This window comes from Pseudomonas sp. Rh2, assembly GCF_040762985.1.
GTDB lineage: Bacteria > Pseudomonadota > Gammaproteobacteria > Pseudomonadales > Pseudomonadaceae > Aquipseudomonas > Aquipseudomonas taiwanensis.
Genome location: NZ_CP142890.1, coordinates 3,499,777 through 3,517,502, shown reverse-complemented (window position 1 = coordinate 3,517,502; position 17,726 = coordinate 3,499,777). Strand labels below are relative to the sequence as shown.

At 62.9% G+C, this 17,726-nt stretch carries 16 protein-coding genes; 8 read left to right on the top strand and 8 right to left on the bottom strand.

What is annotated here, in order from left to right; all coding sequences use genetic code 11:
• Positions 1 to 2: 2 nt before the first annotated feature.
• The 3 genes from VXM67_RS15855 to VXM67_RS15845 all read right to left on the bottom strand — a co-directional run bounded on the left by VXM67_RS15855 (position 3) and on the right by VXM67_RS15845 (position 3,030).
• The gene (locus VXM67_RS15855; protein WP_027906743.1) at positions 3 to 1,370 is read right to left on the bottom strand and encodes an erythromycin esterase family protein; all 1,368 of its coding nucleotides are present in this window, start codon (positions 1,368 to 1,370) and stop codon (positions 3 to 5) included.
• A gap of 95 nt (positions 1,371 to 1,465) precedes the next feature.
• Entirely contained in the window at positions 1,466 to 2,035 is a 570-nt protein-coding gene (locus VXM67_RS15850) for a GNAT family N-acetyltransferase (RefSeq protein WP_023380986.1), read from the bottom strand.
• Between the two features lie 110 nt (positions 2,036 to 2,145).
• Positions 2,146 to 3,030, bottom strand: a complete 885-nt coding sequence (locus VXM67_RS15845) for a universal stress protein (protein WP_023380985.1) — start codon at positions 3,028 to 3,030, stop codon at positions 2,146 to 2,148.
• A 216-nt stretch (positions 3,031 to 3,246) separates the two neighbouring features.
• Here VXM67_RS15845 and fnr point away from each other — a divergent pair, with 216 nt between their 5' ends.
• The gene (gene fnr / locus VXM67_RS15840; RefSeq protein ID WP_041925509.1) at positions 3,247 to 3,978 is read left to right on the top strand and encodes a fumarate/nitrate reduction transcriptional regulator Fnr; all 732 of its coding nucleotides are present in this window, start codon (positions 3,247 to 3,249) and stop codon (positions 3,976 to 3,978) included.
• Here the strand turns inward: fnr and VXM67_RS15835 are convergent.
• On the bottom strand, positions 3,953 to 4,684 hold the full coding sequence (locus VXM67_RS15835) for a hypothetical protein (protein WP_023380983.1): 732 nt from the start codon (positions 4,682 to 4,684) through the stop codon (positions 3,953 to 3,955). The two genes, fnr and VXM67_RS15835, sit on opposite strands and share 26 nt — an antisense overlap.
• Positions 4,685 to 4,878: 194 nt before the next feature.
• Between VXM67_RS15835 and VXM67_RS15830 the strand changes: the two genes are divergently transcribed.
• The 3 genes from VXM67_RS15830 (at position 4,879) to VXM67_RS15820 (ending at position 8,381) form a co-directional block, all read left to right on the top strand.
• Positions 4,879 to 5,439, top strand: coding sequence for an Hsp20/alpha crystallin family protein (locus VXM67_RS15830; RefSeq protein ID WP_023380982.1), 561 nt, complete (start codon positions 4,879 to 4,881; stop codon positions 5,437 to 5,439).
• A gap of 62 nt (positions 5,440 to 5,501) precedes the next feature.
• Complete coding sequence (locus VXM67_RS15825) at positions 5,502 to 5,966, top strand: CBS domain-containing protein (protein WP_023380981.1); 465 nt, start codon at positions 5,502 to 5,504, stop codon at positions 5,964 to 5,966.
• A 39-nt stretch (positions 5,967 to 6,005) separates the two neighbouring features.
• Positions 6,006 to 8,381, top strand: coding sequence for a phosphoketolase (locus VXM67_RS15820; RefSeq protein ID WP_367237152.1), 2,376 nt, complete (start codon positions 6,006 to 6,008; stop codon positions 8,379 to 8,381).
• A 7-nt stretch (positions 8,382 to 8,388) separates the two neighbouring features.
• Here the strand turns inward: VXM67_RS15820 and VXM67_RS15815 are convergent, their stop codons facing one another.
• The 3 genes from VXM67_RS15815 to VXM67_RS15805 are packed head-to-tail and all read right to left on the bottom strand — an operon-like array spanning position 8,389 to position 11,358.
• Positions 8,389 to 8,814, bottom strand: coding sequence for a potassium channel family protein (locus VXM67_RS15815; RefSeq protein WP_023380979.1), 426 nt, complete (start codon positions 8,812 to 8,814; stop codon positions 8,389 to 8,391).
• Positions 8,815 to 8,841: 27 nt separating this feature from the next.
• Entirely contained in the window at positions 8,842 to 10,683 is a 1,842-nt protein-coding gene (gene ftsH / locus VXM67_RS15810; protein WP_367237151.1) for an ATP-dependent zinc metalloprotease FtsH, read from the bottom strand.
• Between the two features lie 27 nt (positions 10,684 to 10,710).
• Positions 10,711 to 11,358 (bottom strand): BON domain-containing protein, encoded by a 648-nt coding sequence (locus VXM67_RS15805; protein ID WP_023380977.1) that lies wholly within the window; start codon positions 11,356 to 11,358, stop codon positions 10,711 to 10,713.
• Positions 11,359 to 11,555: 197 nt separating this feature from the next.
• Between VXM67_RS15805 and VXM67_RS15800 the strand changes: the two genes are divergently transcribed.
• The 4 genes from VXM67_RS15800 to VXM67_RS15785 all read left to right on the top strand — a co-directional run bounded on the left by VXM67_RS15800 (position 11,556) and on the right by VXM67_RS15785 (position 16,747).
• Positions 11,556 to 11,810: an Lpp/OprI family alanine-zipper lipoprotein gene (locus tag VXM67_RS15800; RefSeq protein WP_041925689.1), complete on the top strand. Its 255-nt coding sequence runs from the start codon at positions 11,556 to 11,558 to the stop codon at positions 11,808 to 11,810.
• A 5-nt stretch (positions 11,811 to 11,815) separates the two neighbouring features.
• The gene (locus tag VXM67_RS15795; protein WP_027906736.1) at positions 11,816 to 14,098 is read left to right on the top strand and encodes a heavy metal translocating P-type ATPase; all 2,283 of its coding nucleotides are present in this window, start codon (positions 11,816 to 11,818) and stop codon (positions 14,096 to 14,098) included.
• A gap of 110 nt (positions 14,099 to 14,208) precedes the next feature.
• The gene (gene groL, locus VXM67_RS15790) at positions 14,209 to 15,828 is read left to right on the top strand and encodes a chaperonin GroEL (protein WP_367237150.1); all 1,620 of its coding nucleotides are present in this window, start codon (positions 14,209 to 14,211) and stop codon (positions 15,826 to 15,828) included.
• A gap of 28 nt (positions 15,829 to 15,856) precedes the next feature.
• Positions 15,857 to 16,747, top strand: a complete 891-nt coding sequence (locus VXM67_RS15785; protein ID WP_023380973.1) for a universal stress protein — start codon at positions 15,857 to 15,859, stop codon at positions 16,745 to 16,747.
• 15 nt (positions 16,748 to 16,762) lie between these two features.
• Here VXM67_RS15785 and VXM67_RS15780 read toward each other — a convergent pair whose 3' ends face one another.
• Positions 16,763 to 17,722, bottom strand: a complete 960-nt coding sequence (locus VXM67_RS15780; RefSeq protein WP_023380972.1) for a ribose-phosphate diphosphokinase — start codon at positions 17,720 to 17,722, stop codon at positions 16,763 to 16,765.
• Positions 17,723 to 17,726 lie beyond the last annotated feature (4 nt).

The following is a 17,726-nucleotide window of genomic DNA, read 5'->3' as shown; positions in this document are numbered from 1 at the left end:
GTTCAGACGCCGAACGGATAGGTTTCGTCCTCCGGTTCAAGGTGTTGTTGTTTCGGCAGAGGCAGGGCGTCAACCGGTTGGGTCTGTTCGATCCAAAGCAGGGCGTCGAATTGCTCGGCCAGCACTGCTTCGAAGTAATGGCTCAGCCGTTCGCTCTCCGGTCGGTAGATGACGCCGATCGCGCGTTCGAGCAGTGGCATTGACAAGATGCGACGAAGCTCCTTGCGCTGTGGGTCTCGCCAGTCGGTCAAGGAAGCCGGTACGCCTGCCAGGCGGAACTGGTGCTCCCAACTGTCCGACCGCGAAGGACGGATGTCCTTGATCAGCATGTCGCCATCCCAGTCACTGGCGGCGGCCACTTGTCCGCGGTCGGTGGCCATGCCGATCAGCACGGCGTCCCGGCCAAACGCGTGGCGGCACAGTTGGCCGATGTTGAATTGGCCTTTCCAGCCCATTTCCGTGGCATCGGCGTTGCCGATGTGAGAGTTGTGTGCCCAGACCACGGCTTTGGCGTGTGGCCCGCGATGTTCCAGCAGTGCGCGCAGGGTATCGAACATGTGCCGGTCGCGCAGGTTCCACGAGGCAGTCGAGCCTCGGTAGATCGCCCGATAGTATTGTTCTGCGGCGATGATCACGCGTGCGTTCTGGGTGGCATTGAAAAACGCTTCATCATTGCGGATCAGGCCCGACAGCTGATCGGCCAGCATCACATTCAGTTGTTCGACCACAGGCTGCTCGCAGGGCATGACGCCACCCCGTTCGACGAAGTGGCCATACAGTGTCGGGTCATCCTGCCAGGGCGTCAGGCAACCATACCGTCGGCGCGCTTCGCGGGCCAGGTGCGGATCTGTCCGGTCCAAAAAGGCCAGCACTTCGTGAATGGAGTTGCGCAGGCTGTAGACGTCCAGGCCGCGAAACTCCACGCGGCGGTCGACGGCGAGCAGGCGATTATGCCCATGCAGCCAGTGGGCGAATGCCTTGACCTCGCTGTTGCGCCACATCCAGGTTGGGAAACGGCTGAATATATGGCGCTTCCATGCCGAATGAGCCAAGCCCCGCACGTACTGGTCAACGTGCCCTGCATCCGGCCAGTCGGCTTCGACGGCCACGATGTTGAAGCCGTGCTGTTCGATCAGCCGCCGGGTAATGGCTGCACGGGCGCGATAGAACTCGCTGGTGCCATGGCTTGCCTCGCCCAGCATCACCACACGGGCGTCGGCGTAGCGATCGAATAGCGCGGCGAAGGCGGGGGACTCGAGGTCGGGCAAGGGTTCGGCGAATTGATGCAGCAGGGGGGCGATCTCCGCGCTGTCGACCTGGTATTGCTTGCCGTAGAGCATTTCCATCAGTTTGCGCGAGTTACCGTTCATGGATACCCTCCTCGTGCGGATGTGGCCGCAGGTCGTGGGGCGAAGAGCGGGTGGGGCAGCGCTGTGGCCACCCCAGGCGCTGGCGCAACGACGCTTCAGGTCAGGTTCAGGCGATGGATGACCTGGGTCGGGTCATCCGGGTCGGTGCTGGTGGTGAATCCTGCCGCCTTGGCCAGGTCACGCATCGCCTGGTTGGCGGCCGAGTCGATCGAATACATCTGTCGTAGGCCCTTGGCCCGGGCATGATCGGTCAGGTGCTTGAGCAAGAGTCGACCCAGACCATGGTGCTGCCAGCTGTCGAGCACGGTCACGGCGCATTCGCATTCATCCTTGCCGGCAATGGCGGCGTAACGGGAAATGCCCACCTCTTGCAGCTCGCCGTCCACATGGGCGAGGGCGACGTAGGCCGCTTGGCGGTCCTGGTCGACCGCCATCAACTGGTCGAGCATTGCCTCACCGGGCTCCTTGATCTGGCACAGGAAGCGAAAATGCCGCGACTGCGGTGACAGCCGTTCGATGAAGGCCCTCTCGCGCTCCCGGTCCTTGGCTTGCAGCGGTCTGATCAGCACATGGGTGCCATTGTCGAGGGCTTCGATCCAATGCTCGCCCGCAGGCTTGGGAAACGAGGGCGCGGTGTATTGGCGGGAGGGTTCTGTAGGAGCCATGGCAATAATCCTCGTGTGTCGGGAATGAACAATGGAGCTTCAGTTTCGACGCTTGGCCCTGCGCGGACTTGATAGTTGTCAATTGCCTGCCCTCCAGCGGGTGTCACCTGTCAGGCAGGGAACAACAGCGGATCGTCAAGGCTCGCCCAGGCTTGGGTCGCTGGCTGCATTGCCCTGTTCGGTGCGTTGACCACCAAAAGGCTGCAGGTGAGGTGGCTCAGCAAATAGCGCAGTGTCTCGTGCTGGCGCAGGTTATAGGCATTGGCGATCACCACCAGGTCGTATTCGCACCGATTGGCATAGGCGCAGAGGGTATGGGCGCAAGAGCCGACGATCAGGTGATGGTGAAGCGTCGGTATCCCAAGCTGCCCAGCAAATGCCTTGAACGTGGCGGCCAAGGTTTCGTACCTTGGGATTTCTGCCAGGCTGTAGTGCTCGCTATGGCGCAGCAGCGCCGCCTGGTCGTAGACCGAAAACAGGTGCATCTTGCCTTTGCGGGCCTGGCATACGGCCTTGGCTACCTCGATGACGTGGGCATTCAATGCCCGTTCGTCGAGGTCTTCGCAGCTTGCTGGCGCGGCGACGAACAGCTTCTCCAGGTTGGGCGCCACCTGTTCGCGAGCGAACAGCACCGGGCAGGGAGCTTTTTCCAGCAGTTGCAGGTCCAGGTTGGCCTGATGCGCCGCCTCGTCGGCGGCATGGTCCATGACCACCAGGTCCGCGCCACAGCGCGTGACTTGCGCCGCGACGCCGTTTGCCGTGGGTTTGAGTACCGTGACATCAGGACTGACACGAAGGCCCCTGGACGCAAGATGGGAGGCCCGCTGTTTCAGGTACGACTCGACGGACGGTTTCTGCCCGCCAAGGGATGGGGCACGCAGCGCGGCAAGCGAAACACTGGCGTCCAAGGCCATTGCCAATTCGGCGCTTTGCTCAACCGCCGGGCTGTATCGATCATCGCAAGGGGCGATCAAAAGCAAGTGATTGATTTTCATAAATAGGGCCTTCTGTCTGGACTGAGCATCGATCGAGCCGCACTGGCTGCTTGCAACCTGCCGACAGTCGAGCATGAGAGCAGCGCGCAGACCTGACTTGATCTTCATCAAGCCTTGAGCAGGACGGCGTGACCCTTGGTCGGAGGGCGCGAAAAGGCCGGGGGAACCAGCTAATTTGTATTAATACCCCCCATGCACATTAGCGGAGGCCTGGTCATGTCAGGCTCACTGGATATGGGGGCAAGGCCCCATGTGAAGTGCCTTGCGTGTTCGTTGAGCCGGCTTTGCCTGCCCGCCAGCCTCAGTGCCGACGAAGTGGACAAGCTGGAGCGAATCGTGCGCCGTAACCGCCCGTTGAAGAAGGGCGAGTATCTGTTCAAGGCCGATGAGCCGATGGAGCACGTGTTCGCCCTACGCTCAGGGGCGATCAAGAGTTTCCTGATCGATACCGAGGGCAACGAGCGGATTACCGGTTTCGTCCTGCCGGGGGAGATGCTGGGGCTGGACGCCATTGGTGCAAGGCATTATCGAAGCTATGCCCTGGCGCTGGAGGTTTCGCTGGTGTGTTCCATCAGGCTGGATCAGCTGGTCGACCTGTCGGGGCAGATCCCAGGCTTGCGTTACCAGCTGTTGCATATGCTGAGCATGGGGATTCAGGGCAAGGATGAGCACTTGCGCTGCTGCCACGGCCGAGCCGAACAGCGGCTTTCGATATTCCTGCTCGGCATGTCGGCGCGTTATCACGAACGCGGCCTGCGCGCAGACGTCTTCAACCTGCCGATGTCCCGTGGCGATATCGCCAACTACCTGGACCTTACCCTGGAAACCGTCAGTAGGCTGTTCAGCCGTTTCACCCAGGCAGGGTTCGTGAAATGCGTCGGGCGGGAAGTTCGGCTGGTCGACTTGCAAAGCCTGCTGAACCTCAGCCGGCTGGAGGAACCCACTTGAGCGCAGCCAGGACCCTGTCATAGCGCTGGACCGGCCCTCCCAGTGGACAGTGATCCCCCCAGGTTGGCCGAGGCATATGGTCGGTCCGCAGCCAGATGCGCTGTGGCGATATCCCCTTTTGCCAACACAGGCGTGCTGCTTGTCGAGCCACCTGGGGCGGCGCGCAGCAGTAGACCGTGTCTGGCCTGAATGCTTGCAGTTGCTGTGTCAGTTGCATCCATCCGCTTGAGGGGTCGCGCGGCGCCGTCGTTTGCGCGCGAAGCCATGGCCGGCATTCAGCGGGCAGGTGCTCCAGCGCCAAGCCCTCGTGTAGCAAGCGCACCTGTACCCAAGGCAGCCAGCAGCGGACCTCATCGAGCATGCACAATAGCGCCAATATCCCTTCGCCCCGTGTGATCGCCAGCAGGCGCGCACTCTGCAAGGGCACTGGCCAGCCGCTGCCCAACGGGCCTGAATACCCCAGCAGCTCGCCTGGCTGCCCCAGCGGGTGCGCACCGTGGGTAGTCACCACGAACCGTCCATCCACTCCGGGCAGGCTGACGTAGCTGCATGGCCAGCGCTCGGTGCGATTGGCCAGCAGGCAATACTGGCCTGGCATCGCCTCGGTGAATTGCGGGCTGCACTGTGCCAGGCGCAGGCATTGTTGAATACCCGGGCCAGGGAAGGTTTCCAGCAAGCGGACACGCTTGCCGTCGTCCCGCTCCATAGTCGCCTCGATAGTGTCTGGATGGACCGCACTGTTTTCAGGCTAGGCGTCTGCCAGAACGGGACTTTGATCAGGATCAAACCGACAAGCGATGGCAGCAGCGCGCTGATTGATAAAGGTCAAGCGCGGGGTTGCCTGCCCGCGCACGATCGAGGTGTCTCCCTGGGAGGCATTACTCATTCGAGGAGGTCGCCATGTCCGAAGCAGCCAAGAAAGTACCTGTCACTCCCGCAGCCACCCAACCTGCCAAGGCTTCTCCACCCGGCACCGAGCCGTCGGACCTGTGGCGGCCGTTCCAGCAGCTGCGGCGCCAGATCGACAGCCTGTTCGACGATTTCGGGCGCCGGCCATTGCGCTTGCCGTTCAGCCACACCCCATTCGATGTCGAGCCGTTCTGGCGCCGTGAGCTGTTCGCCCATGGCATGCCGGCAATGGATATCAGCGAACTGGCCGATGAGTTTCGCATCAGTGCCGAACTGCCAGGTGTGGACGACAAGGACATCGAGATCAAGCTGGTCAATGGCAATGTGGTGATTCGCGGCGAGAAGCAGGAAGAGGTCGACGAAAAGCGTAAGGAGTACCACCTGTCGGAGCGGCATTACGGCAGCTTCGAGCGGGTCTTCCAACTGCCCCGTGAAGTCGACGCTGAAAAGATCAATGCCCAGTTTGCCAAGGGCGTACTGTTGGTGCACCTGCCCAAGCGCGCCGAAGCGATTCACCCTGAAAAAGTGATTCCTATCAAAAGCAGCAAGTGATTGACCCGACCGATTTCAGGAGCAGGGACGCTCCGCCTTCGCATTCCAAAAGGTAGAACATCATGTCCATTGGCAAATACTGCAACCGGGATGTGGTCACAGCGCCCCCCAGCATTTCCATCTACGCCGCGGCGCGGATGATGAGCCGGTACCACGTCGGGGACCTGGTGCTGGCCGAGCCTGTCGACCGCGACCGTTGCCGGCCCATCGGCCTGATCACCGACCGTGACCTTGCGCTGAGGATCATCGCCCGCAACCCTCCTGACCAGGAAGACCTGCAGGCCATCGACGTGCTGCCACGTCCATTGATCACCGCGAACCAGAACGAAGACCTGTTCGATGTGATTCTGAACATGCGGCGAGCCAACATCAGGCGGATCCCGGTGGTCGATGACTTTGGCCTACTGGTCGGAATCGTCACCGCGGACGACTTGGTGGGGCTGTTGGCCGACCACCTGCACGAGCTGACGTTGCTGATCCGTCAGCAGAGCCGGCGGGAAGAAGATATCCGCGCCGGGGACATCTGAACCCCATGCGCGTGCGCGCCATCGACAGAGGGGGCGATCATGAACGATTTTCCAGGCACCGAGGAACTGGAATGGCTGGATGCCTACTGGCGGGCCGCGAACTACCTTACCGTTGGCCAGATCTACCTGCAGGGCAATCCCTTGCTGGCCACGCCGCTGAAGCTGACCGACATCAAGCCTCGGTTGCTGGGGCACTGGGGCACGTCGCCAGGGCTCAACCTGATCTACACCCATCTGAACCGGCTGATCCGCCATTACGACCTGAACATGTTGTTCGTCGCCGGCCCTGGCCATGGCGGCCCGGCCATGGTTGCCCAGGCGTACCTGGATGGCACCTACACCGAGCTGAACCCTGCGATAGAACGTAACGCGCAGGGAATGGCGCGGTTGTTTCGTCAGTTTTCCTGGCCGTACGGCATTGGCAGCCATGTCGGCCCGCATGTTCCGGGTTCTCTGCACGAAGGTGGCGAGCTGGGCTATGCCTTGGTCCATGCCTATGGCGCAGCCCTGGACAATCCGCAGCTGATCGTGGCCTGCGTCATCGGCGACGGCGAGGCGGAAACCGGAGCGCTGGCGGCGAGCTGGCATTGCAACAAATTCCTCAATCCCGCGCGCGACGGTGCGGTACTGCCGATCCTGCACCTCAATGGCTACAAGATCGCCAACCCGACGGTGCTGTCGCGGATCAGCGAGGACGAGTTAACCAGCCTCATGTATGGCTACGGTTATGATCCTTATTTCGTCGAGGGCGACGAACCGATGGAGGTGCATCGGGCGTTGGCCAGGACGCTGGATGTGATCTACGAGAAAATCTGCCAGATCCAGCGGCTTGCCCGGCACACCGAGGCGGGCCAAGCCATCGACCGGCCATTGTGGCCGGTGCTGGTCTTGCGCACCCCAAAAGGCTGGACGGGGCCGACGTTCGTCGATGGGCAGCGGGTAGAGGGAACCTGGCGCTCCCATCAACTGCCCCTGGGAGACCTTCGCAAGCCACTGCACTTGCAGCAGTTGCAGCAATGGCTGGAAAGCTACCGGCCGCATGAATTGTTCGATGCCCAGGGCGCGTTGTTGCCGGAACTGGCCGCGCTGGTCCCGACCGGGCGGCGGCGCATGAGCGCGAACCCACATGCTAATGGCGGGCTGCTGTTGCGAGCGCTGGACCTTCCGCGCTTCAGCGACTACAGCGTGAAGATGGACGGGCCTGGACGCGTACGCGCAGAGGCGACCCGGGTTCTGGGCAGCTACTTGCGCGACGTGATCAAGAACAGCCTGGTGTCCCGCGATTTTCGCCTGTTCGGCCCTGACGAGACGGCTTCCAACCGGCTGGATGCGGTATTCGAGGCGACCTGCAAGGTCTGGCTGGACCCCCACGGTGCCGAGGATGACCACCTCGGTCCAGATGGCAGGGTGATGGAGATTCTCAGCGAGCAGATATGCGAAGGTTGGCTGGAGGGTTACCTGCTGACCGGCCGCCACGGCTTGTTTTCGTGTTATGAAGCGTTCATCCACATCGTCGATTCGATGATCAACCAGCATGCAAAATGGCTCAAGACAGCCGCCGAAGTGCCGTGGCGCAAGCCGATCGCTTCGTTGAACATCCTGCTGACCTCGCATGTCTGGCGTCAGGACCACAACGGCTTTTCGCACCAGGACCCAGGTCTGCTGGACCTTCTGGCGAACAAGAAGGCCGATCTTGCGCGTATCTACCTGCCCCCGGACGCCAACTGCCTGCTGTCCGTGGCTGACCATTGCCTGCGCAGCCGTGGCTACATCAATGTGATCGTTGCCGGCAAGCAACTGGAGTGGCAGTGGCTGGATGGGCAGGCGGCGAACCTGCACTGCCAGGCTGGCATCGGGCGTTGGGCATGGGCCAGCCATGACGATGACCTGCCGGAGGTGATCCTCGCCTGCGCAGGCGATGTGCCGACGCTGGAAGTGCTGGCGGCGGTAACCCTGCTTCGTGACGACGTCGCCGACCTGCGGGTCAGGGTGGTGAACGTGGTCGACCTGATGGCACTGCAATCACCGCTACAGCATCCGCACGGCTTGCCCGACAGTGACTTCAATGCGCTGTTCACCGAAGAGCAGCCGGTGATCTTCGCCTTCCATGGTTACCCGGCCCTGGTTCACCGCCTCATCTACAAGCGTGCCAACCCGCAGCGTTTCCATGTGCACGGCTTTCGTGAGGAAGGGGCGACCACCACGCCGTTCGACATGGCGGTCATCAACAACCTCGACCGCTACCAGCTGGTGCTGGATGTGTTCGAACGCGTGCCTCGCCTGCAAGCGCAGGTGGAGCGGGCGCGAACCCGCTACTGGTCGACCATGGAAAAGCACAAGCTGTACCTGATCGAGCATGGCGAAGACATGCCTGAGGTTGCGCAATGGCACTGGACACCGCACCCAGACGCCTGAACCGGCGCTATTTGGCTTTCCAGTATTTCTGCATTTCGAGGAACAGGAACGACGCGGTCCAGGTGATCAGCACCAGGCCTGTCAACGCTTGCAGGCCGGTGAGGTACTTGAGATGACCGGTAGGGGCGATGTCGCCAAAGCCTATCGTGGTGTAGGTGGTAAAGGAAAAGTACACGCAATCGAGCAAGCTGCCGTCGAAGTTGCCACTGAGCGTGCCCCAGCCCTCGGCGTGGGCCATCAGGTAATACACCAGGGCGAAACACCAGACCTCCAAGGCATGGGCCAGCAGCGCGCCAAACACGCCAGCGACGATCCGGAACCGGCTCCACAGCTTCAGCCGCGGTAGCCAGTCGTTCAGGCGAAGCAGGCATTCGTAGTGGATGATCACCACCAGGATCACCACCAGCATGTTGATCAATGTGACGGTGAGCATGGTCGGTACTCGGATTGGATCGGTCTGTCATTTGGCCGCATCGACCAGATTATAGGTGGCAGGCTCCTTGGCCAGGGGCAGCAGCGCGGGGAATTCTTCCGGGGTGATGGTTTCCTTGGCCAATAACAGGCGTGCCCCAGCGTCCAGGTCGGAACGTCGCTGTTCGAGCAACGTCCGGGCACGGGCGTAGGCTTCCTCCAGCAAGCCGCGAATACCCAGGTCGATTTCCCTTGCGGTCTGCTCCGAGTAGTCCTTGCGCTCCTGGCGCAACAACGATTCGCCCAGGTAGCTGGCCTGCTGCCGCTCCAGCACTGCCTGGCCCAGCTCCGTGCTCATGCCGAAGCGGGTGATCAGCTGGCGGGCGATGTCGGTGGCGCGTCCCAAGTCGTCAGCGGCTCCGGTGGACACCTGGCCGAATACCAGGCTTTCGGCGGCCCGCCCGGCCATCAGTACGACGATCCGGTCGCGCAGCATCTGCGCGCTGATCAGGTAGCGGTCATCGGTCGGCCGTTGCAGCGTGAACCCCAGCGAGCCAGCGGCTCTGGGGATGATCGACACTTTGTGCACCGGGTCCATCGCCGGCAGGCTGCTTGCCGCGAGTGCGTGGCCCATTTCATGGTACGCCACAACCTGGCGTTCATCGTCGCGCAGCACGTTGCCCTTGCGCTCCACGCCTGCCACCAGGCGTTCGACGGCAGCGGTGAAGTCCTGCAGCTCAACCCATTGGCTGGCGCGCCGGGTGGCGACGATGGCGGCTTCGTTCACCAGGTTGGCCAGGTCGGCGCCGGTCAGGCCAGGGGTGATCTCGGCAATGCGTTCCAAGTCCAGGTCGTTCTTGTAGACGATCTTGTGCAGGTGCACCTTAAGGATCGCCAGGCGGCCCTTGCGGTCGGGGCGGTCGATCAGGATCTGCCGGTCGAAGCGTCCGGCGCGCAGCAGCGCCGGGTCCAGTATCTCAGGGCGATTGGTCGCTGCCAGCAGCACGACACCTTCGCGTGGATCGAAGCCATCGAGCTCGGCCAGCAGTTGATTGAGGGTCTGTTCCTTCTCGTCGTTGCCGCCCAGGCTGCCGATACCACGCATCTTGCCCAGGGCGTCCAGTTCGTCGATGAAGATGATGCAGGGCGCTGCGCGCCGGGCCTGGTCGAACAGGTCGCGCACCCGCGCCGCGCCCACGCCGACGAACATCTCGACGAACTCCGACCCGGAGATCGAGAAAAACGGTACCGCCGCCTCTCCGGCGATGGCCTTGGCGACCAGGGTCTTGCCGGTGCCAGGGGGGCCGATCAGCAACGTGCCCTTGGGCACATGCGCCCCCAGGCGGGCATAGAACGCCTGGTTCTTGAGAAAGGACACCACTTCGGTGAGCTCGCCCTTGACGTCGTCTATGCCCGCCACATCGGCGAAGGTGACCTTGGTATCGCGCTCGACATAGACGCGCGCACGTGACTTGCCCACGCTCATCAACCCGCCCAACCCCTGTTTGTCGGTCACGCCACGAAACAGGAAGAACCACAGCGCCAGCATCATCATCAGCGGCATCAGCCAACCCACCAGGCTCGCCAGGTTGCTGTCCTCGGCTACCCCAGTGAAGGTAACGCCCGTACGGCCCAATTGCTCGCTCAACTGCGGGTCGACCCGCACCGTGGAGAACACCGAACGCCCGGCGATCGGTTCCTGCAATGTGCCCAGGATGCGGTCATGTTCGATCCGCAGCTCACTGACCTTTTGCTGTTCGAGCAATTGCAGGAACTGGCTATAGGAGATGGTCTGAACGGCCGCTCGGTTGAACAGGCCGAACTGGATGGCGGCGAGCACGGCCAGGCCGATTGCCAGCAGGTACAGCGTCCAGGGCTGATCTTTGTTCATGACCGTCTCTCCTGGTGGGCCGCCGGGCTAGGCGATCAACAGGTAGTCTTCAACCTTGCTTACGCCAGGCACTGCCCAGGCAGCGCGCTCGACCACTTCCCGTTCACGAAGCAAGTGCACCTTGCCTTCCAGCCGGACCACACCGCCGTTGACGGTAATGCGGATGCCCTCGGCCTGGATCTCTGCGCTGCGCTTGAGGGCCTGTTCGATGCGATGGCGGATATCGCTGGCATTGGCCCGCGCCTTCAAGGTGATGCGATTGTGCACGCCGACCACGCCCGACAGACGCCAAACCGCTTGCTCGATCACTTCCTTCTGGTATTGCCAGTCCAGTTCGCCTTCCAAGGTCACCGTGCCTTTGTGAACGGTGACCTTGATGCCCTCGACATTGGCATCCGAGCTCCAGGCGATGATCTTCAGGGCGCGGCTGGCAATGGTATCGTCGGCAGTACCTTCGAGCTTGTTCAGTCGGACTTCGATTTCCTCGGCCAGCCCACGCACGCCTTTCATGGCTTTGACGGTGCGCTCGGCACTGATCTTCTGGGCATAACTGCTGACGTGGCCGGACAGTGTGACCACGCCATCCTGCACCGTCACACCGATGCTGGCGGCATTGATGTCAGGTTGAAACGCCAACTCTTCAAGCACCAGGTCGCGCAAATCAAGGTCGTTCATGATGGTCTCCGCTATCCATTGGAAAGGTGGGCCGAGATGCCCTCAGCCCATGTTTCTACCCTCCAGCGGTACCACGCGATTGACAAAGGTCAAAACCGGCGCGCTACCGTACGCCTGGCGAGATTGATAAATGTCAGGCTGCGGTGAGTGCCGGTGCCGATACTAGGGGTGTCTTGAGCATGCGCGAGGGCACCACCATGCAACGCTATCTGCTTGCCGGCTTGTCCAGCCTGCTGCTGGTATTGGTTTGGGGATGCACGCCATGGCACGCTGAGCAATACGACGCACGGCTGGAGTCGGCCGAGAACAACGCGGCGACCGCGCGCTTGCGGGCCGACCAGGTGTGCTACCGCATCGATATGGTCGAGCAGACCGCCAACGAGGCGTTGCGCAGAGCGACACAGGCCCAGGAACAGGTCCAGCAGTTGCTCCAGCAGGCCAAACGCAAGTAACGGCCATGTCACGTCGATGGCTGGACCCAAGCCTGTTGCTGGTCTGCGTCCTGTCCCTGCTGTTGGGCGGGCTGGTCTATGCCGCGCAACAGCCGGTTTGGGCGGCGTTGATCTGGGCCGGCGGCAGCGCGCTCATGGCAGTGGTGCTGGCGGTGGAAATGGTCCAGCGCCTGGCCAGGCGTGAGGCGGGCATCGACCTGATCGCACTGATGTCGATTGGCGCGGCCCTGGCCCTGGAGCAAATGCTGGTGGGCGCCGTGGTTGCGCTGATGCTGGCCACGGGGCGTGCCTTGGAGACGCTCAGCCTGCGTCACGCCGAGCGCGAATTGCGCGCACTGATCGACCGGGCGCCACAGCGGGCCTGGATTCAGGAGCAGGAGGGCTTGCGTGAGGTGCCGGTCGACGCAGTCCGCGCTGGCCACCGCGTCCTGGTGCGCCTGGGCGAAATCGTGCCAGTGGACGGGTACTTGCAGTCTGAGCAGGCGACTCTGGACGAAGCTGCGCTGACCGGCGAATCGTTGCCCGTCACCCGCCATGCCGGTGAGCCGGTGGCCAGCGGCGTGACCAACACAGGCGCGCCGCTGCTCTTGCTGGCCACCCGTACCGCAGCGCAAAGCACTTACGCGGGCATCGTGCGACTGGCCGAAGCGGCACGTCAGTCACGGGCACCGTTCGTGCGCCTGGCCGACCGCTACGCACTGGCGCTGATCCCGTTGACATTGCTGATGGCTGCGCTGGCGTGGTGGGCCAGTGGCGATGTGCAGCGGGTGCTCGCCGTGCTGGTGGTCGCCACGCCTTGCCCGCTGATACTGGCTGTGCCGATTGCCATCATTTCAGGCATTTCGAGGGCTGCACGGCGCAACATACTGGTGCGTGACGGCGAGGTGCTCGAAGCCCTCGCCGGCGTGCGCCAGGTGTTCCTCGACAAGACCGGGACCTTGACCAGTGGCCATGCCCAGTTGCAGTCGATCGAGGTGAGGGGGCAGGGCGCGCCCTTGCAGATGCTGCAGCTGGCCGCTTCGTTGGCCCAGTCATCGACCCATCCGATTGCCCAGGCCATTGTTCATGCTGCCCGATTGCGCAACGTGACGCTGACCGCCGCCCAGCAGGTGGAGGAAAGCCCCGGCCAGGGGCTCGCCGGGGTTGTGCACGGCAAGGCTGTACGCTTGGGTGCCCTGGCCTATGTGCAGCAGGAGAAGGACGATGGGCACTGGGCACAGGAGCGTTTGCAGCAACTGGACTACCTGGCCAACAGCGGCAGTTTCGTGGCGGTTGACGGTGAGTTGAAAGCGGTACTGCGGCTGGCCGATGACCTGCGCCGGGAAACCCCCCAGACACTGCGACGCCTGCGGGCGCGAGGGATCGACAAGGTGGTCATGCTCACCGGTGACCGCCCGGAAACCGCGGAAATGGTCGCGCTGGCGGCGGGTATCGACGAGCTTCGCTCAGGGCTCTCGCCAGAAGACAAAATTCGCCTGGTGCAGGAGGGCTGCCGTACGGCCCCCTCGCTGATGGTCGGCGACGGCATCAACGACGCACCGGCATTGGCGGCGGCCGATGTCGGGGTTGCCATGGGGGCTTCTGGCGTGACGGCCTCCGCCCAGGCGGCCGGTGTGGTGTTGCTGGTCGATCGGCTCGATCGCTTGGTCGAGGCCCTGGATATCGCCCGGCATGCCGTGTACATCGCCCGGCAGGGAGTATGGGTGGGGATGAGCCTGTCGTTGCTGGCGATGGTGGTTGCAGCCGCCGGCTACCTGCCGGCATTGCTGGGGGCGGTGTTGCAGGAAGGTATCGACCTGTTGATCATCGTCAACGCCTTGCGTGCGCTAGGCCCCTTGACGGCCAGGCAACGCAGCGGGCTTGCCGTCGAGGACCTGGATCGGTTGCAGGACGAGCATCGGCAACTCGACGGGTTGCTGACGGAACTGAGCCAGATGGCCTGCGACTTCGCCAAGCGTCCCATCGAGCAGGCGCGGGCTGACCTCGGCAGGCTGGTCACCGGGCTGCATGACCTTCTGGAGCGCCACGAGCGCGATGACGAGCGTCGTCTGTACCCGCTGCTGAGCCGCTTCATGCCCGGCGAAGACCCGTTGTCGGCGATGAGCCATACCCACCGGGAAATTTTCCGCCTCATCCATCTTCTGTCCTGCATGAACCACGATTTCAGTCAGGCGGCAGCGAGCCCGAGCGCAGATGACATCCAGCACCAGCTGATACGCCTGGACACCTTGGCAAAGTTGCACTTCGACCAGGAAGAGGCCCTTTACCGGTACCTGGATCAACGCTGAGCGCAGCGTTCAGCGCCTTGTGGGGTTGATAAAAATCAAGCACCCAATGTGGTGGAGCGGGATGCTGGCAGCAGCTGTTTCATGCCCTGGCCTACACGGGAGGCAATACCATGCCCCACAGCAAAATGCTGTTCCGCTCTGCAGCGCGGGAGAAAATTCTCAGTGGCGCCACCCAGCTCGCCGATGCCGTGCGCGTTACGCTAGGGCCCAAATCGAAATCGGTGCTGATGCAGAGCAGTTGGGGTAAGCCGACCGTCTGCAACGATGGAGTCACCATCGCCAAACGGGTCGATCTGCAGGACCCAGAGGAAAATCTTGGCGCCCAGATGCTGCGCCAGGCGGCCGAACGCACCGGTGAAGCGGTGGGGGATGGCACCAGTACCGCGACAGTGCTCGCCCACGCGATCCTGGCCGACGGCGTGCGCAACGTGGTGGCCGGGGCCAGCGCCATCGACCTCAAGCGAGGCCTGGACAGAGGGCTGGCGTTGGTCATGACATCGCTGCTGGCGCAGTCACGCCAGGTCAGCACTGCCAAGGAAAAAGCCCAGGTGGCGACGTTATCGGCGCACAACGACCCGTTGATTGGCCAGTTGGTCGCGGATGCCCTGGAGAAGGTCGGCGTGGAAGGCGTGGTCAGCGTGGAGGAATCCAAGACCACCGAAACCGTGGTCGAAATCATGGATGGCATGCGCTTCGACCGGGGCTATGTGTCGCCTTACTTCGTCACCGACACCGAGAAGATGCAGGTCGAGCTGACCGATGCTTGTGTCTTGCTGTGCGATCACAAGATCGGCGCACTCACCGATCTGCTGCCCCTGCTGGAACAAGTGGCGAAAAGCGGTCAGCCGCTGGTGGTGATCGCCGAAGACATCGACGGCGAGGCCTTGACCACGCTGGTGGTCAACCAGATCCGCGGCGTGCTGCGAGCGGTGGCCGTGAAGGCTCCTGGGTATGGCGACCGGCGCAAGGAAATGCTCCAGGACATCGCGGTGCTCACGGGGGCGACCCTGGTGTCGGCGGAGCTTGGCATCAATCTCGATCAGTTGCAGTTGTCCCAGCTCGGCCAGGTGCACCGTGCGGTGGTGTTGAAAGACAGTACGGCGTTGATCGGTGGCAAGGGCACCCAGCAAGCGGTGGCTACCCGCGTTGCGCAGATCCGCGCCCAGATCGAGGCCAGCACCAGCGATTACGACCGGGAAAAACTGCATGAACGCCTGGCCAGGCTTGCGGGCGGTGTGGCAGTGATCCGCGTCGGGGCACCGTCCGAAGCGGAGATGAAAGCGCGCAAGGACGCGTTGGATGATGCCCTGGCCGCCACCCGCGCGGCCATCGCCGAAGGCATGGTGCCTGGCGGTGGCCTGGCTTTGCTCAAGGCGGTGCCTGCGTTGCTCGCTGAAGAGGCGGGCAGCGAAGGTGATATACGCACCGGTTTGCAGATACTGCGCCGTGCGCTGGAGGCCCCAGCGCGGATGATTGCCGAAAATTCCGCGGTGGACGCGGGCGTGGTGGTGGCACGCATGCTCGCCGAAACGGGCAGCATCGGGTTCGACGCGGCGGCCAACACTTACGTCGACCTGTACGAGGCCGGCATCATCGACCCCACCAAAGTGGTACGCATCGCCCTCGAGAACGCAGTCTCAGTCGCCAGCATCCTGCTGCTGACCGAGGCAACCATGACCGATATCCCGGAAAAGACAGCACCTTTGATGCAACCCCCATTGCCTGAGTGATCAGGCGAACCGATCGTCGGAGGCTACCATGAGCCACTATCAACGCCTGTTGCTGATCCTGCGCCCTGCATTGCGCCAGTCCTGTGCCTTGGAACAGGCGGCCGCCCTGGCCAGGTCAAGTTCGGCCAGCCTGCACATCGTGGGTTTGCTGGAATCGCTGGACAAGCTCAGGTTCCTGGAGACAGGTGACCATCAGAGCGAGCGGCAGGCTTACCTGCAATCCCAGCAGGCGCAGCTCGAAGCGCAGGCCCAGGTGCTGCGGGCATCGGGTGTGCAAGTGACGACGGAAGTCGCCTGGAGCAGCGATCTGCAGGCGGATATTCTCGAACATGCCCTGGAGATGCAGCCGGATGTACTGCTCAAGCAGGTCGAGCGCGAACCGGTGCTCAAGCGGGCCTTCTTTACCCCATTGGACTGGCAGTTGCTGCGGCATTGCCCGATCCCGGTCTACCTATTGGGCGCAGCCAGACCGGCCTTGCCTCGCCAGATCGTCGCGGCGGTAGACGTGGCCGATCCATCGCCCGAGGGCCAGGCGCGCAATGACAGCATCGTCCAGCAGGCCAATGCGCTCGCGTTGCAGACCGGCGCGCAACTGGACCTGCTGTTCGCGTGCGACCTGACCATGGCCTACATGGGCGACATGGGATATGGCGCCTGGGCCATTGGCGACGTCGGCGAGTCCCTGCGCCAGGCACTGGAGGAGGATTTCAAGGCGGTGGCTGACCGCTATGGCGCTCCGGCCGAGCGCAGGCACTTCATACTGGGCCGCCCGGTCGCGGTGCTGAGCGAATACGTCGAAACCCATCCGGTGGACGTGATCGTCATGGGCAGGCCGCTCGCCCGGGGACTGGACCGACTGTTCGGCAGCACCACGGAGCATGTGTTGTACCAGATTCCCTGCAATATCCTGGCGGTGTAAGGCCCGGCGCCGGAGTCATGCGTCCAAGCCCCGGCGGCAGGCAAGCAACTCGGCAACCAGGGCGCTGGTATCGACGATATCCAGCTGTTCCAGACATCGCACGGGTAGGCGAAAGGGCGAGATGCTGTCGGTCACCAGTACTCGTTCGAACGCACAGCTGTCGAACAGCTCGCCACCTGTAGTGAACAGGCCATGGGTGGCTGCGGCCAGTATGCGGGTGGCGCCGGCCTGCCGGCAGGCGTGGGCAGCGCGGAGCAGCGTCTGCCCCGTGCTGATCAGGTCGTCGAACACGATGACGGTGCTGCCTGCCACATTGCCAACCAGATGTTCGCCGCTCAGGCCCGTCGGCTGGCGATGCTTTTCCATCATGGCCACCGAAACCGGGCGCGCCAGCAGGTCCGCCAGGACCTGGCGAAACTGCTCGGCGCGTTTGATACCACCGATATCCGGCGAGACGACCGTGACAGCCTCTTCTCCGAGCAGCGGGGCCAGGTGTTGGGCGAATAGCTGGGTGCATTGCAGGTTCCAGCTCGGGATTCGGTAGGCGTTGTCGAAGGCGCTGGGGTTGTGTACGTCCAGCGCGACCACGCGGTCGATGCCGCAGCTTTCCATCAGCCGGGCTACATGGCGGGTAATGGTCGCGTCCTGAAACTCCACCTTGCGGTCCTTGCGGCCATAACACAGGTAAGGCGTGACGGCTGTCACCTGGCGGGCACCGGCGTCCTTGAGCGCACCACAGAAGAACAGCAAGCGGCACAGCTTGTCGTGCGCGCTGTGGTGCGCGTCACCAAAGAGCGAATGGAAGACGATGACCGATCGACCGTCGACCGACTCGGCAGGCCAGCATTTGTGTTCTCCATCTTCGTAGTCGCGCTCTTCATGCGCAGACAGCTTCCAGCCCAATCGTTGCGCCACGGCATGACCATAGGCCTGGCTGCCTTGCAAGGCGAACAGTAACGGTGGTGTGTCATTCATGCCC